Origin of the sequence: Campylobacter sp. CNRCH_2015_0814 (assembly GCF_025772765.1) — a bacterium.
Classification (GTDB): domain Bacteria; phylum Campylobacterota; class Campylobacteria; order Campylobacterales; family Campylobacteraceae; genus Campylobacter_D.
In genome coordinates, this window is the sequence record NZ_JAKMSR010000016.1 from 1 (window position 1) to 16,594 (window position 16,594).

14 protein-coding genes are annotated in these 16,594 nt (G+C 29.3%); 13 read left to right on the forward strand and 1 reads right to left on the reverse strand.

Annotated features, from left to right (window positions below; all coding sequences use genetic code 11):
* Positions 1-124: 124 nt before the first annotated feature.
* On the reverse strand, positions 125-1,234 hold the full coding sequence (locus L8X24_RS07390) for an FtsW/RodA/SpoVE family cell cycle protein (RefSeq protein ID WP_214118031.1): 1,110 nt from the start codon (positions 1,232-1,234) through the stop codon (positions 125-127).
* Positions 1,235-1,307: 73 nt separating this feature from the next.
* Here L8X24_RS07390 and L8X24_RS07395 point away from each other — a divergent pair, with 73 nt between their 5' ends.
* From L8X24_RS07395 to mnmC, 13 genes are read left to right on the forward strand one after another with little or no spacing between them, the layout of a single operon-like run.
* A complete protein-coding gene (locus tag L8X24_RS07395) occupies positions 1,308-2,270 on the forward strand; it encodes an RluA family pseudouridine synthase (RefSeq protein ID WP_263664268.1) in 963 nt (320 codons plus the stop codon).
* Positions 2,224-3,438, forward strand: a complete 1,215-nt coding sequence (locus tag L8X24_RS07400; protein WP_214099478.1) for a fibronectin type III domain-containing protein — start codon at positions 2,224-2,226, stop codon at positions 3,436-3,438. Before L8X24_RS07395 ends, L8X24_RS07400 begins: the two co-directional genes overlap by 47 nt.
* Complete coding sequence (gene trmB / locus L8X24_RS07405; protein ID WP_263664269.1) at positions 3,438-4,628, forward strand: tRNA (guanosine(46)-N7)-methyltransferase TrmB; 1,191 nt, start codon at positions 3,438-3,440, stop codon at positions 4,626-4,628. The genes L8X24_RS07400 and trmB overlap by 1 nt, the downstream gene beginning before the upstream one ends.
* A 32-nt stretch (positions 4,629-4,660) precedes the next feature.
* Positions 4,661-5,317 carry a cell division ATP-binding protein FtsE gene (locus L8X24_RS07410; protein WP_039642523.1) on the forward strand — a complete coding sequence of 219 codons (657 nt, stop codon included), beginning with the start codon at positions 4,661-4,663 and terminating at the stop codon, positions 5,315-5,317.
* Entirely contained in the window at positions 5,304-6,110 is an 807-nt protein-coding gene (locus tag L8X24_RS07415) for an ABC transporter permease (RefSeq protein ID WP_257397063.1), read from the forward strand. Before L8X24_RS07410 ends, L8X24_RS07415 begins: the two co-directional genes overlap by 14 nt.
* Positions 6,107-7,282 carry a murein hydrolase activator EnvC family protein gene (locus L8X24_RS07420; protein WP_263664270.1) on the forward strand — a complete coding sequence of 392 codons (1,176 nt, stop codon included), beginning with the start codon at positions 6,107-6,109 and terminating at the stop codon, positions 7,280-7,282. The genes L8X24_RS07415 and L8X24_RS07420 overlap by 4 nt, the downstream gene beginning before the upstream one ends.
* A 55-nt stretch (positions 7,283-7,337) precedes the next feature.
* A complete protein-coding gene (gene pyrH / locus L8X24_RS07425) occupies positions 7,338-8,063 on the forward strand; it encodes a UMP kinase (protein ID WP_039628219.1) in 726 nt (241 codons plus the stop codon).
* 8 nt (positions 8,064-8,071) lie between these two features.
* Positions 8,072-8,290: a DNA-directed RNA polymerase subunit omega gene (locus L8X24_RS07430; protein WP_039618002.1), complete on the forward strand. Its 219-nt coding sequence runs from the start codon at positions 8,072-8,074 to the stop codon at positions 8,288-8,290.
* Positions 8,274-10,463 carry a RelA/SpoT family protein gene (locus tag L8X24_RS07435; RefSeq protein ID WP_263664271.1) on the forward strand — a complete coding sequence of 730 codons (2,190 nt, stop codon included), beginning with the start codon at positions 8,274-8,276 and terminating at the stop codon, positions 10,461-10,463. The genes L8X24_RS07430 and L8X24_RS07435 overlap by 17 nt, the downstream gene beginning before the upstream one ends.
* 12 nt (positions 10,464-10,475) lie before the next feature.
* A complete protein-coding gene (gene tyrS, locus L8X24_RS07440) occupies positions 10,476-11,678 on the forward strand; it encodes a tyrosine--tRNA ligase (protein ID WP_263664272.1) in 1,203 nt (400 codons plus the stop codon).
* Positions 11,678-12,775: a nitronate monooxygenase gene (locus L8X24_RS07445; RefSeq protein ID WP_039628221.1), complete on the forward strand. Its 1,098-nt coding sequence runs from the start codon at positions 11,678-11,680 to the stop codon at positions 12,773-12,775. Before tyrS ends, L8X24_RS07445 begins: the two co-directional genes overlap by 1 nt.
* Positions 12,768-14,711 carry an N-acetylmuramoyl-L-alanine amidase gene (locus L8X24_RS07450; protein WP_412175333.1) on the forward strand — a complete coding sequence of 648 codons (1,944 nt, stop codon included), beginning with the start codon at positions 12,768-12,770 and terminating at the stop codon, positions 14,709-14,711. Before L8X24_RS07445 ends, L8X24_RS07450 begins: the two co-directional genes overlap by 8 nt.
* Complete coding sequence (mnmC, locus tag L8X24_RS07455) at positions 14,708-16,543, forward strand: bifunctional tRNA (5-methylaminomethyl-2-thiouridine)(34)-methyltransferase MnmD/FAD-dependent 5-carboxymethylaminomethyl-2-thiouridine(34) oxidoreductase MnmC (RefSeq protein WP_263664274.1); 1,836 nt, start codon at positions 14,708-14,710, stop codon at positions 16,541-16,543. Before L8X24_RS07450 ends, mnmC begins: the two co-directional genes overlap by 4 nt.
* Positions 16,544-16,594: the final 51 nt, after the last annotated feature.

A 16,594-nucleotide genomic window follows, 5' to 3' on the forward strand; every position in this document is an offset into this window, starting at 1 on the left:
GATTTAGCAGGACTCGAACCTGCGACCAACCGGTTATGAGCCGGTTGCTCTAACCAACTGAGCTATAAATCCGCCAGAAGTTAAAATAGAAATGTTATTATATCTTTATTTCCTTAATTTAAATTTAGAATTTTATTTTTACCGCTTTTTCTATTGCTAAATATCTAAAAGTTATTAAATTTTGTAAAATTCCAAAGAAAATCATAAAGGTAGCAAAAGAACTTCCCCCATGACTAAAAAATGGCATAGGTATACCAACAACAGGAGCAAAACCTATGGTCATCGATATATTTACTGCTACATATATGAAAATAAATAAAGCAATGCAATTTGTTACTACTCTTGTAAAATAATCATCTTTGAGCTTATAATTTAAACTCAATAAATGAAAAATGAGTAAGGTATAAAGCAGTATGATTACAACCGCACCGATAAAACCAAATCTTTCAGACAAATATGCAAAGATAAAATCACTCGTAGAAATAGGTAAAAATTTAAAATGTGTTTGTGTAGCTTCATCGGCCTTTTTTCCGCTCAAACCACCGCTTCCTATTGCAATGATGGATTGTTTTACATGGTAACTTGGCTCTTCAGCTAAGAAATCATGAATTCTTTGTTTTTGATAAGGTTTTAAAAAATCACTATAAATAATAGGCGAAGCTATAGCTATAGCTAAAAAAATACTAAGCCAAATTTTATAATTTACTCCTATGATAAAAAGTGTTCCAAAGCCCACTATTAAAAGCACTAAAGCTGTTCCTAAATCAGGTTCTCCTGCTATAAGTAAAAATGGGAGTAAAATATAAAAACTTAGCTTTAAAAATTGTTTTAAACCATAGCCATTATGCGGTGGTGGGTTTTGATAAATCAAATAAGCTAACATTAAAATAAAAGAAGGCTTAAAAATTTCAGAAGGTTGTATGGTAAAATGCGTAAAAGGTATCTCAAGCCATCTTCTAGCTCCAAGTTTTTCAACACCAAAAATATCCACACTCAAAAGTAAAGCTATATTAATCCAATATAACACAGGTATAAGCCACATTAATCTTCTTAAAGGTAAAAAGAAAAAAAATGCAAATCCTGCAAAACCTACTAAAGTATAGATAAATTGTTTTTCGGCTAAGCGTGTATTTGCTTCATAAATTAAAAGAAAAGATATAGCTATGATAGGCAACACTAAAAGAGGTTGAACAAAATCAAAATGCGTTAGAATTCTTCTATCAAGTTTTATCAAAGCTAACCTTTTTTTACAAAATATTGTGTAATTATATGCTAAAATTGCAAATTTTATCACAAGGAAATATAATATGCTAAAAATTTCATCACTTTGTGAAGAAAGATTGGATATTTTTTTATCAGATATACTTAAACAAAGTCGTTCGCAAGTTGCTAAACTAATCAAAGAAAACTGCATATATATTAATGAAAAATTAGAAAATAAAAGTTCTAAAAAAATAAAACAAAAAGATGAAATAAGTATTTTTTTACCTTTAGTAAAAGAAGCTAAAGAAAGCTACACGCCTGAGTTTGATATAGAAATTTTATATGAAGATGATGATGTTTTAGTTTTAAACAAAGCTCCTAATGTTGTCGTACATGGTGCAAGTAGTGTTAAAGAAGCGACTTTGGTGGATTGGCTTTTACATAAGGGCTATGCTTTATCAAATTTAAATGGAGAGCATAGAGCAGGGCTTGTGCATAGACTTGATAAAGGCACAAGCGGAGCTATCATCATAGCTAAAAACAATCAAGCACATCAATTTTTAGCAAATCAGCTTTTAGATAAAAGTATGGGAAGATTTTATCTTGCTTTGAGTGACTTGCCTTTGAAAAATGATAAAATGAGTAATGAAAAAGCCATTATGCGTTGTCCTAATAATAGGCTTAAAAAAATTACTACAAATACTAAAAATTATTTAGCAAAAAATGCAAAAACAGATTTTATAAATTTATTAAGTGCTAAAAACTGCTCTTTAATAGCTGCTAAATTATATACAGGAAGAACCCATCAAATCAGGGTGCATTTGGCAGATTTTAATCGCTATATTTTAGGAGATGAATTATACGGATATAAAGGAAAAATAAAGTATAATAGAGTAATGCTTCATGCGTATTTGATTTATTTTATTCATCCTAGGACTAAAGAGTTAATGTTTATAAAAGCTCCTATGTTTGATGATTTTTATCAAATTTTAAAAGAAAATTTTACACAAGGAGAGATAGATGAAAAAACTTCACTGGATTATCTTAAGTTCTGCTTTGGCTTTTAGTGCTTGTAGTACAACTATGAGTTCGCCTCAAATTGCTCAAGTAAACGATACTTTACCAAAAATTTCAAATATTAAAAGTATAAGTGATATTACAAGTATAGCTTTTGAATGGGAACCTTTGTATGATCAAAATATAGCAGGCTATTACATTTATAGAGCAAATGCAGCTGGTGCACCTATGGAGCTTATAGCAAAAATTAAAAATAAATTTCAAACTCATTATACTGATACAAATTTAGAGCCAAATACAAGATATTATTATTCTATGAAAACTTTTAATGAGCTTGGGCAAGTTTCTCAAGATGGTGTAAGCATAGAAGCTTTTACCAATAGAGTGATTGATCCAGTGCCTTTTGTGCAAGCTATTGTGGGTTTGCCAAATCGTGTAAAAATAGTTTGGAGACCACACCCTGATGTAAGAGTAAATTCATACATCATTGAGCGTGCAAATATGAAAGATATGAAATTTAAAGAATTAACTAGGGTTAAAAATCGCTTAAGTGCTGAATATATAGATGATTCACTAAAGCCTGATGAGAGTTTTCAATATAGAATCATAGCTTTAACTTATGATGGTATTAAAAGTACTCCAAGTAAAATAGTAGAATCAACCACCAAAGCACTTCCTCCTATGGTAAGTAATTTACAAGCAAGTAAAGACGCGCCAAGAAAAATCATTTTAACTTGGGATAAAATTGATTATGCTGATTTTGCTTATTATAAAATTTATTCTAGTTCAACTACCTTTTTACCTTTTAGTGTGGTAGCTAAAACTTCTGAAAATACTTATGAAGATGTTGTTAAAGGTGTGGCTGAAAAAAGATATTATAAAGTTAGTATGGTGGATAAAGATGGCTTGGAAAGTCCTATAGCAAGTGAGCCTGTAGAAGGTATTACCTTAGGGGCGCCATTAGCACCAAGTATTGTTTTGTGTGCTGTTGAAGATGATGGTATTAGAGTTGAATGGGTTGATAATGATGATAGAGCCAAAGAGTATATAGTTAAAAGAAGTGGCGGTGGAAGTAATGCTGTGTTTAAAGAGATTAAATCTAAACAATTAAAAGATATCACAGCTGTTCCTGGAAAAGTGTATAGTTATGAAGTTATAGCTATTGATGCAAATGGTATAGAATCAAAAGCTTCTGATAAATTTACAGCGGTGAAATAATGCCAAATTTTAAGTGTAAAATTTTAAAAGAAATTCAACTTCCTTTTAAAAAAGATGGGGTTGAATTTTTATGGCTTGCTAAAGGTGAAAATGTAGACTTACTTTTTACGCGCATAAAGCAAGAAAACTTTTTTTTGCAGATTAAAAAAGATGAAAAAAAACAAGAATGGCTTATTAAAGGTGAAAAACATACTAAGCCTTCGCAAATTGGGTACTTGCAAAAAGCCTTACTTGTGTTTAGGGAAAATTTCACTCAAGATGTAGTTTGTGAAGCTGTGGCGTTAAAACATACAAGGTTAATCCAAAAAACACCTTTAATTGCTAATGATTTAAAAGAGTTGTTAGAGCAAATAAAAAACAAAAAGCAAATTTTTATTGAAATAGGTTTTGGAAGTGGTAGGCATTTGCTTTATCAAGCAAGATTAAATCCTGATGTTTTGATTATAGGTATAGAAATTTACACGCCTGCGTTAGAGCAAGTAGCTAAACTTGCCTTAAGCGAAAACTTAAATAATGTTTTATTAATAGAAACTGATGCAAGATTATTATTAAGCGTACTTGAATCTAATCTAGTAGATAAAATCTTTTTGCATTTTCCTGTCCCTTGGGATAAAAAGCCTCATCGTAGGGTAGTGGGGTTAAATTTTGCAAATGAATGCGCTAGAGTTTTAAAAGAAAATGGGCAATTTGAACTTAGAACAGATAGCTTTTTATATTTTGATTTTACTTTGGAAACTTTTTTAACTTTTTCACATTTAAAAGCTTTAATCAAAAAAAATGAAAATTTAGAAATTTCAAGCAAATATGAAGATCGTTGGAAAAGACAAAATAAAGATATATATGATTTAATCATTAGTGGTTTTAGCAAGAGTGAAAGTTTAAGCAAGGATCAAAAATTTGCCATTGAAGATTTAAGATTAAACGCAGAAGAATTAGCTTGTATAAAAAAGAATTTTAAAAATGAAGTTTTCAAAGGTGAGGATTTTTTCTTGCATTTTGAAAAAATGTACATTAAAGATGATGAGCTTATCATCAAAATAGCTTTTGGCGCTTTTTACAAGCCTGAACATGTTTATATAGCTTTAAACACACAAAAAATAGAATTTATCTTTGAGCAACCCTTTAAAACTAAAGAAAATTTAAAAGCTATAGAAAAATTAAGAGAAATATTGTATTCTTATATCAAATAATAATTTATAAAATAAATGAGGAAAAAGCAGTGATGATAGAAGCTAAAAAGCTTTGCCTTGGTTATGATGAACTTGTTATAGAAAATGCTAGTTTTTCGCTAAAAGATAATGATTTTGTTTTTATTACAGGAAAAAGTGGTAGTGGAAAATCAACTTTGTTAAAATCTTTCTATGGAGATTTAGAACCAATAAGTGGAAGCTTAAAGGTTTGTAATAATGATTTAGTAGATATTTCTAACGCTGAGCTTTTGCAGCTTAGGCAAAAAATAGGAATTATTTTTCAAGATTATCGTTTAGTTCAAGAATTTAGCGTAGAAAAAAATGTAATGCTACCTTTGATGATTAAAGGTTATAGTAAAAATGTATGTAAAGAACAAGCTGCAAAGCTTTTAAAGCATGTAAATTTAACTTTCAAAGCTGATAAAAAGCCAGCTCAGCTTTCAGGTGGAGAGCAGCAACGTGTGGCTATGGCAAGAGCTTTGGCGCATAATCCAAAATTACTCTTATGTGATGAGCCAACGGGAAACTTAGATGAGTATTCTTCAGATATTATATGGACTTTATTAAAATCAGCTAGAGAAATACTTGGAACTTGTGTAGTTGTTGTTACGCATAGAATTCCTACTAATTTAAGACTTGATTATCGTCGTTTTAATATAGAAAATGGGAGAATGAATGAAATCTTTTAAAAATCATCTTTCTTTGATATTTGCTTTAATGGTAATGATGTTTGCTTTTGAGTTTTTAATCATTACAAACAAAACTATAGAGCATTATGAAAAACTTTTAAATAAAGACTATAATATTATTTTAGTAGGTAAAACTCATTTGGATAAAAAAAGCATAGAGGATCAAGTAAATCATTTTCAGTCTTTAGAAATTTTAAATCCAAATGAAATGATAGATAGACTTAAAAATGATATATCAGCTAAAAATATAGAAGTTTTAAAGGCTACATTGCCAAAATTTTATACTTTAAAACTCAATAAACTTTTATCAGAAGATGAGCTAAATACTTTAAAAGATAAGCTTTTAAAAAATCCTAATATTACTAGAGTGGAGACTTTTGCTAAAACGCATACAAAAATTTACAAACTTTTGGTTTTAGTGAAATTTTTATTATGGTTTTTCTTGTTTATTATAATATTGCTTAGCTTTGTATTATTGCTTAAGCAAATGAAAATTTGGCTTTTTGAGCATACTCAAAGAGTAGAAATCATGTGTTTACTTGGAGCACCGTTTTGGTTTAGATCTTTTATGCTTTATAAGATTGTTTTTATTGATTGTTTTATAGCATTTTTATTGCTTGTATTATTTTTTACCCAAGTTTATGATCTTGAATCCATTAAACTAGCCTTACAAAGTGTGGACATTAGCTTACCTAAAATAAGTATTTTCACACATTTGTTTTTGATTTTTTTAGCAATGCTTTGTGTTTGTTTTGCTTGTGTGAATTTTGTAATGTTTAAGGTTAGAAAATGAAAAAATGCTTTTTGCTTTTTTTGTTTTCTTTTTCTGTTTTATTTGCAAATGAAATTGCACAAAAACAAAAAGATATTAAAGAAAATGAGCGCATAGTAAAGCAACTTTCTAAAAAGTTAGAGGATTTAGCTAGTGAAATTTTAGATAATGAAAAAAATCTAAAAAAAATTGCTTCAGAAATTAGCACTTTAACTTCAAAAACTTCTAAACTTGAAAGTTCAGTAAAAACTCAAATAAAAGCGCTAGAGCAACTCAATGCGCAAAATAAAGATCTTTTGCAAAATAAAAACAAAATAGAAGGGAAGATTATTGATTTAATTGCTAAAGATTTTGCTTATGATTTGGCAATTCCTAAAAATTATATTGAAAGTGAAGATAGTATCATAGCTTTAGAATTAGTTGGGGTTTTGGATAAAATTTTCAAAGAAGAATTTTATCAAATTTCAAAAGATTATGAAAATATAAGTAAAAAAATAGAAGAAAAGCAAACTCAAATTACTACAATTAATAATAATTTAAAAGCCTATAAAGATCAAATCGATGAGCTTAAAAATCTTAGAAAAAAGCAAGAACAAGAAATAGCTAAGCAAAAAACAGATAAAGAAATTTATACTAGAAAACTTTCTAATTTACAAGCCCAACAACAAGAATTGAGAAAAACACTTAATAAATTAAAAATTATTAAAGAAAAAGAAGAAGAAAAATTAGCACAAAAAAAAGAAGACAAAAAATCAAGCTCAAATGTTAAACAAGTAGGCTCAAGTTATCAAACCAGCAGTGTTAAGCGCTATAGCGGTCCTAAGACAATCGCTCCTTTAGAATCTTACACGGTAAAGCAAAAATTTGGAAATTATGTTGATCCTATTTATAATATTAAAATTTATAATGAAAATGTGGTTTTAAAAAGTGACAGTGCTAATGCTGCAGTAAGAAATGTCTTAGATGGTAAAGTAGTTTTTGCAAAAGCAACTCCAACTTTAAAACAAGTTGTGATTGTTGAAAATAAAGATGGTATACATACTATTTATGCGCATTTAGATAAAATTGCACCTGGTGTTAAAGTGGGTAGAAATATCAAAAAAGGTTATATTATAGGTAGGGTTGAAAGTGATTTAACTTTTGAAGTAACGCAAAAGAATTTTCATATCAATCCTTTAGAGATGATTAAATAAATTAGTTTTTTTTAATGCGAATTTTGATATAGTTTCAAATCAAAGGAGAAATTTAATGAACAATAAAAGAAAAAGAGTATTGGTTAAATTTTCTGGAGAAGCTTTGGCTGGAGAAAATGGGTTTGGTATAGAAAATTCTATTTTAAAATACATAGCTTCTGAAATAAAAAGCTTGATTAATGAAAATGTTGAAGTAGGTATAGTAATAGGCGGTGGAAATATCATTAGAGGGGTATCTGCTGCAAGAGATGGACTTATAAAAAGAACAAGTGGTGATCATATGGGTATGCTTGCTACTGTGATTAATTCTATAGCTATGCAAGAAGCATTAGAAAGCGCTGGACTTGATGTAAGGGTTCAAAGCGCTATTCAAATGGAAGCATTCTGTGAAACTTATATCATGAGAAGAGCACATAGACACTTAGAAAAAGGACGTATAGTTATTTTTGCTTGTGGTACGGGTAATCCTTATTTTACTACAGATACTGCTGCGACTTTAAGAGCGGTAGAAATTCAAGCAGATATGATCATTAAAGCAACTAAGGTAGATGGAATTTATGATAAAGATCCTAAAAAATATGATGATGCAATTATGCTTAATGAGCTAAGTTATGAAAGAGCTTTGCATGATAATATTAAAGTTATGGATGATACTGCAATAGCCTTAGCTAAAGATAATGCTTTACCTATTGTGGTGTGTAATATGTTTAAAGAAGGAAATTTATTAAAAATCATCCAAGGCGATATGAGTTTATGCTCTATTGTTAAAAATCAAGATTAAGGATAAAAATGAGAGTAGAACAAATAGCTGCAAAAGCATTAAAAAAACTAAAAGATGATAGATATAAACTAGCTCTTGTAGTGGCTAAAAGAGCTGAAGAGCTTGCAAATGGTGCAGAACCTTTAGTAAATTTAGATAAGAATAAATACAAATATACCGACATTGCTTTACATGAAATAGCAGAAGATAAAATCGTTTTAGAGGGATTTATTGAAGCTAGTAAATGATGAGTTATTGTTAGATAAACTTGTTGATGATGTTAAAAATTGTAAGGATTTACAAAGAGCAAAAGAAATCCTTTTTATGGTCTTCCCACAATCTGCTGTTTTAGAAAAAGCAGTAGATTTTTGTATCCAAAAACACGAAGGACAATTTAGAAAAAGCGGAGAACCATATGCAGTTCACCCTATATTAGTGGCTTCTTTTGTGGCATTTTTAAGTCCAGTGCAGTCTATGATTATCGCTGCATTATTGCATGATGTGTTAGAAGATACAAATTGCAATGAAGAAGAATTGAGTTTAAATTTTGGCGAAGAAGTCACCAAATTGGTTCAAGGCTTAACCAAAATAGTCAGTATTAGAGAAGATCATCTTACACGCTCTAATTCTAATGAAAAACTTGCAAAATCTGCTTTGACTTTTAGAAATATGCTTTTAGCTGGTGTTGAAGATGTGAGCGTGCTTGTAATAAAGCTTTGTGATAGATTGCACAATATGCTTACTTTAAATTTTTTAAGAGAAGATAAACAAAAAAGAATCAGCGAAGAAACCTTGGTGGTATATGCGCCTATAGCTCATAGACTTGGAATTTCAAGTATAAAAAATTTGCTTGAGGATTTAAGTTTTAAGTTTTTATTGCCTGATGAATATGCACAAATTGATAATTATATAAATGCAAAAGATCAACAAATTCAACTTGGATTTAATGAATTTATCTCAAAAATAGAAATGTTATTTTTGGAAAATGGGTTTAGACAAGGTAGTTTTGTTATACACAAAAGAATTAAACATAATTATTCTATTTATTTAAAAATGCAAAGAAAAGGTGTAGGACTTGATGAAGTTTTAGACCTTTTGGGTGTAAGAATTTTGGTTGAAAAAGTTTATGATTGTTATTTGGCTTTAGGAATTTTACATACACATTTTAATCCTTTAATTTCAAGATTTAAAGATTATATAGCTTTGCCAAAACAAAATGGTTATCAAACCTTACATACAACGCTTTTTGATGCAAAAAATATCATAGAAGCTCAAATTCGCACCTTTGATATGCATAAGACTGCTGAATTTGGTGTAGCAGCGCATTGGAAATATAAAGAAGGAAATATAACAACACCAAATTTAGATTGGCTTGCAGATATTTCTATGCATGGTAAAGAAGATGGCAATGCTGTGCAAGATTGTGATGCTATCGAACTTTATGAATATGCAAAAGATAGTTTATATATAGAAGATATAGCAGTATATTCTCCAAAGGGTGAAATTTTTACCTTGCCGCGCGGGGCTACGGCTTTGGACTTTGCTTATGAAGTTCACACCAAAGTAGGACTTCATGCAAAAACTGCGTTTGTTAACCGCATGAGAGTACCACTTTTAACCGTGCTTAAAAATGGAGATATAGTTAGCATTGAAACTTCCGAAGAAGAATTTTTTAGATGTTCATGGATAGATAGCGTTAAAACAGGAAAGGCTAGAGCTAGTATAAGAGATTTTTGCAAGCAAAAGAAAAAAGAATTAAATAACAAAATTGCTGTTAATCTTTTATCTACTGTTTTTAATAAAGATTCTAAACTTATAGAAGAATGGCTTGAAAAAGAAAATTTTAATAAAAAGCTAAGACAAATTGCTTTGGATTTTAATTATTTTAAAGATGTAATTATTGCTCTAAGAAAATATATGGGGCAAAATCAAGCAGCTAAATTTGAACAAAATGAGCAAAAATTTGAAAGCATAGTGATTGGTTCTAATTATAAAATAACCACGATTAATTTTGATTATTGTTGTAGGCCTAAAAGAGGAGATGAAATTATTGCTTTTAGACATTCAACTGGAGCAACAATACACCATAAGCTTTGTGAACAAGCAATGAAAATGATAGAAGATAATAAAGAAATGGTTTTTGTTTTTTGGAGTGATAGTTCGATAAAAAGTTACAAAATCATCGTTTCTATAGAAAATAAAAAAGGTTCTTTAGCAGATTTTCTAACTACTTTAGCTAAAATGCAGATTAATGTTTTAAGTATTAACTCAGCTGATTCAGAGCCAGTCGTTGCAAATTATTTTGAAGTACAAGTTGAGTTACCTAATAATATAGATCTTGAGAATGCAAAAGAAAGATTGAAATCTAGATATAAAATTTTAGATTTTACATCTTTAAATGATGCATATAATAATCACTAAAAAAGGTTTTTTATGGATATTAATGAAATTATTAAAGAAATTAAACGAGGAATAGCAGAAATTATTGATGAAGAAAGATTAGTTTCTTTAGTAAAAAATTACTATGAAAAAGGTGAAAATTTTTTTGTAAAGGCTGGTTTTGATCCTACGGCTGCTGATTTGCATTTGGGTCATACTGTGGTTTTGAGCAAAATGGCTTTGCTTCAAAAGCATGGGGCTATAGTGCAGTTTTTAATAGGTGATTTTACTGCTCAAATTGGAGATCCAACAGGAAAAAGTGCTACAAGAAAAAAACTTGACAAAGAAGAAGTACTTAAAAATGCTAAAACTTATGAAGAACAAGTTTTTAAGATTTTAGATCCAAGTAAAACTCAAATTCATTTTAATTCTAAATGGCTAAATGAGCTTGGTGCTGCTGGTATAGTAGAGCTTACTTCGACTTTTAGTGTTGCTAGAATGCTTGAGAGAGATGATTTTACTAAGCGTTTCAAAGAACAAAGCCCTATATCAATTTGTGAGTTTTTATATCCGCTTTTGCAAGGTTATGACAGTGTTGCATTAAAAAGTGATATAGAAATGGGCGGTACGGATCAAAAATTTAATCTTTTAATGGGTAGACAGCTTCAAAGAGTATATAATTGCCAAAAAGAACAAGCGGTGATGATGATGCCATTGCTTGAAGGCCTTGATGGTGTAAATAAAATGAGTAAAAGTTTGGGAAATTATATTGGTGTAACTGAAAATGCCAAAGATATGTATGCTAAAGTTTTGAGTATTAGTGATGAATTGATGTTTAGATATTATGAGCTTTTAAGTGAAAAAAGCTTAAATGAAATTTCACAAATAAAAGATGATATTAAAAATGGCTCATTGCATCCTAAAAAAGCTAAAGAAAATTTAGCTTTAGAAATTACTGCGCGTTTTCACTCAAGCGAATGTGCGCTAAAAGCTAAGGAAGAATTTGACAAAGTTCATAGCGCAAAAGAGCTTCCTAGTGATATGTCAAGCTTTACTTTAGAAGGTAGTATTTGGCTTGCAAAAGCTATAGTAGAGTGTAAAATGGAAAGTTCTACTTCAGCTGCTAGAAGATTGATTAATTCAAATGCAGTAAGTGTTAATGGAGAAAAGGTTCAAGATGAACAATTCCAACTAGAAAGCGGTGAATATATTTTACAAGTTGGAAAAAGAAAATTTGCAAAATTAAAGGTAATATGATGAGTTTTAAAGCTTTAAAAATTGGAAAGCATGAGATAAAATATCCTATTTTTCAAGGTGGCATGGGACTTGGTATAAGTTGGGACAAACTTGCTTCTGCAGTTTCTTTAAATGGTGGATTAGGAATTATTTCTTCAGTAGGAACTGGATATTATGAAAATAGAACACATATAGATAAAGAGTTCAATGCAAAGCCTTATGGTAGTGATAATTTTTACTCAAAAGCAGGCTTAAAAGCTTTGATAGATAATGCTAGAAAGGTTTGCAAAGATGCACCTTTGGGCTGTAATATTTTATATGCAAGTAATAATTATGCGCAAATTGCTCGTAATGCTTGTGAAGTTGGTTTTAATGTGATAGTTTCAGGAGCAGGGCTTCCTACAAATTTGCCTGAATTTACACAAGATTATCCTGATGTTGCTTTGGTACCTATTGTATCATCAGCTAAAGCTTTGAAAATTATCTGTAAAAGATGGCAAAGCAGATACAATCGCTTGCCTGATGCAGTCATAGTTGAAGGACCAAAAAGTGGAGGACATCAGGGTTTTACTTATGAGCAATGTTTAATGGATGAATATCAGTTAGAAAATGTAGTACCACAAGTTGCGCAAGAAATTAAAAACTGGGGAGATATACCATTAATCGCTGCAGGTGGAATTTGGGATAAGCAAGATATAGAAAAGATGATGTCTTTAGGGGCAAGTGGCGTTCAAATGGGAACTCGTTTTATAGGAACTTTTGAATGCGATGCTAGTGATGATTTTAAGCAAGTATTGCTAGATTGTAAAAAAGAAGATATTGAGCTTTTAAAATCTCCAGTTGGCTATCCTGCAAGAGGGGTAAGAACTAATCTTTTAAATTTAGTAGATAAAAGAATGGGGCCAAAAATTTCTTGTGTGAGCAATTGTGTTGCACCATGCGGTAGAGGCAAGGAAGCTACTAAGGTGGGTTATTGTATAGCAGATAGATTATATGATGCTTGGAGCGGTAAAAAAGAAACAGGCTTATTTTTTACAGGGGCTAATGGATATAGACTAGATAAGCTTATTAGTGTAGAAGAGCTAATGAAAAAATTAGTTAATGGCGAAGATGCTTAGAATATTTTTTATTTTTTTATTATTTTGTTTTAGTGTTTTTGCTAATGCAGAAGTTAAGAAATTTGATCAAAATTTTTTAACTTCTAATTCAGAAGAAAAACTACAATTACACCAGCAATTAAAATCTTTGTATATACAAAGTGTGATTAATGATAATAATGAAGAAAAAAATGAGATTTTAAAAAGATTAATCATAAGTTCAAATTCTTTAGGCTTTGATGATAAAGCTTATGTGCAAGAGCTTAAAGAAAGCGGAGTAAGTGAAGAAGAAATTTCGCGTTTAAAAAATGCTTTAAAAGTTATACAAGATCAAAAAATAAAAAAAGAACAAACAAAAATTGAAACTAATACCACATCACCTATTAATAAAAAAGAAGATAAAAAAGAAGATAAAAAAGAAGATAAAAAAGAAGATAAAAAAGAAGATAAAAAAGAAGATAAAAAAGAAGATAAAAAAGAAGATAAAAAAGAAGATAAAAAAGAAGATAAAAAAACTCCGGTGCAAAAAGAGCTTTTTGTGCTTGATGTTAAAAAATTAGACACTGGCATCTTACTTGATTTAAGTGAAAAAATCAGCCAAAAAGACATTAAAAACTTTACTCTCAAAGGTGATAAAAATTTTCGTTATGTTGCAGATTTTGATGGGATTTTAAAAGGGCCTAAGAGAAAATTTGAATTTAAAGATTTTGATATTATCGTATCGCAATTTAACCCAACAAGTATGCGTTTGGTCTTAAGCTCAAAAAAAGAATTAAAGATCAAAATAGAGCTTAAAGACCAAAGTCTTTTTATGGGGCTTGAAAAAGTAGAAAAAAAAGAAGAACCCAAACCTATAGTTAAAAAACAAGAAGAAGCTAAAAAAACAGGAGTAAAAAAAGAAGTTGTTAAAAATGAGCCTTTATATATTTTAAAATCAAGTAAAGATAAAAATGGTGTTAATTTAAAATTAAACAATGATATTGATATTGAAGATATTAAAATCAATTCTTTTAAAGATGGTAAAACATATCGTTCTATTGTAAGCTTTGAAGCTATTTTAGAAGGCGATAGAAAAAAAATCAATATCAATAAAAATCAATCCATCACAATAGTGCAGTTTAATAAAACTACAGTAAGAGTTGTTTTAAATTCTACTAGTGATTTTAAAACTAATCTTGATTTAGACGATGAGGAATTATTTATAGGCTTTGAAAAAAAGATTAAGAAAGCACCGGCAAAAACTACTTTAAAAACGGCAAAAGCTACCATTAAAAAATCAGGTAAAATCATAGTAATTGACCCAGGTCATGGAGGTAAAGATCCAGGTACTTTGGGTGATAAGGGTGTTAGAGAAAAAGATGTAGTTTTAAGCGTGGCTTTAAAACTTGGTAATGAGCTTAAAAAACGCGGATATAGAATTTATTATACTAGAAGTACAGATAAATTTATAAACTTAAGAGATAGAACCTCTATGGCTAATGAAAAAATGGCGGATTTATTTATTTCTATCCATGCAAATGCAGCTCCAAATAAACAAAGAGCTAAAACTTTACAAGGTATTGAAACCTTCTTTTTATCGCCTGCAAGAAGCGAAAGAAGTAAAAAAGCTGCTGAGTTGGAAAATCAATCCGATTTTGAAGAGATGAATTTCTTTTCAAAACAAACCTTTTTAAATTTTTTAAACCGTGAAAAAATCGTTGCTTCAAATAAATTAGCTATTGATGTTCAAAAAAAGATTTTAAGTAATGTAAGAAAAAAATATAAAGTTGTGGATGGTGGAGTTAGAGAAGCTCCGTTTTGGGTTTTAGTGGGTGCGCAAATGCCTGCTATATTGATTGAGACAGGTTATATTAGTCATCCTAGTGAAAGAAATAGATTAACAAATAAAAATTTTCAAGAATTATTAGCTATTGGTATTGCTAATGGCATTGAGAGTTATTTTTATAAAAATCAATGAAAAAAGCAAATATTATCATTAAAAACAATGCGCCTTTTTCTTTAGATTTTGATGATTATTATTTTAATTCTAGTGATGGTTTAAGCGAGAGTGAATTTATCTACACTAATGCTTTTGAATTTCAAACAAAACAAACTATCATTGCAGAGCTTGGTTTTGGTATAGGTTTAAATTTTTTCCTCACTTTAAAGCGTTTTATAAAAGAAAAAAAAGAAAATCAAAGACTATTTTATCTTAGTTTTGAAAATTTTTATATAGAAAAAGAAACATTAAGAGAAATTTATAAAAATCTTGGTTTTTATGGGGAATTTAAAGAGCTTTTAGAGCAGTTTTTAAAATTTTATCCTCCATGTAAAGATGGAGTTTATAGATTTTATTTTCAAGATTGTTTTTTAGATTTGGTATTTGGCGATGCTAAAGAAAAGTTGCAAAATTTAGACTTTAAAGCTGATGTTTGGTATTTAGATGGTTTTGCTCCTGCTAAAAATCAAGAGATGTTTAATGAGGATATTATAAACAAAGTTGCTAAAAATTCAAAAATAAATGCCAAGATTTTGACCTTTTCCTCTGCAAGCATTTTAAAAAAAGCTTTAATTAATAATAATTTTCAAGTACAAAAAATCAAAGGTTTTAGAAAAAGGGAAATGATACAGGCTATTTTTAATGGCCTTGAGTTTGAAGATAAATTTGCTTATTTTAACACTCCAAGTTTAAAAAAAGAGATACAAAAAATAGCCATCATCGGAGCAGGTATAGCCGGAGCTAGTATAGCTTATGAGCTTTCTTTAAGAAATGTTCAAGTAGATGTTTTTGAAAAAGAAAATTCATTAGGAAAAGGTGCTTCTGGAAATATCAATGGAATTTTAAGCTCTTTGATTTTAAAACCTGATGTTTTGTTGGGTGAGTTTTCACAATATGCTTTTTTAGAGGCTAGTAGATTTTATAGGCAAATTTTAGATTTAATTTCTCAAGGGGTTTATGAATTTGCTCACAATGAACTTATGCAAGAGCGTTTTGATAGTCAAAAAGATAATGTTTTATTTGAAATTATTAACAATCAAGCTTTTTTAAAAGATGGAACATGTATAAAGCCCCAAGAGCTTGTGAAAACACTTTTGCAAAAAAGCAAGGCTAGAGTATTTTTTGAGCATGAATTTAAAGATTATTCTTATGAAAATGAAAAGTTTTCTTTGCAATTTAGCAATCAAAAAACATTAAAAGATTATGATGTGTTAATTTATGCTCAAGGTGCTGATGTTAAGAATTTTTTAGAGTATAAACATATGAAATTAAGCAGTGTTAGAGGACAATGCACTCATTTAAAACCATTTTTAAAAAATTCTCATGCTTTATCTTCAAAAGGCTATATTTGTCCTATCAATGAAGAATTAAATTTACAGCTTATTGGTGCAAGTTATGATAGACTTAATCAAGATACAACGCTTTTGAAAAATGATGATTTGCAAAATATTGAAAATATAAAAGAATTTTTACAAGGTGAAAATTTAGAAATTATGGGTGGTAAAGTAGGATTTAGATCATATTCTAGTGATAGATTTGCCATAATAGGTCAAGCCTATGATGAAAATTTTTATATGCAAAGTTATAAGGCACTTTTATGGCATAAAAATAAAAGTCAAGTAGCGCCAAATGATTTTATTCCTTTATATTTTTCTATTGCTCATGGATCTAGGGCTTTTGCTAGTGCTATTATTGGAGCTAGAATACTTAGCGCATTAATCTTTGATGAGCCAAAAATAGAAAAAGATTTTTTACATGCTACTCATCCTGCAAGATTTTTAATCAGAATGTTAAGAAAAGGAAAAAATTAAATTTAAGTGTTTAAATGCTTCAAACTCCCGATATCCCAACACATTCAAACG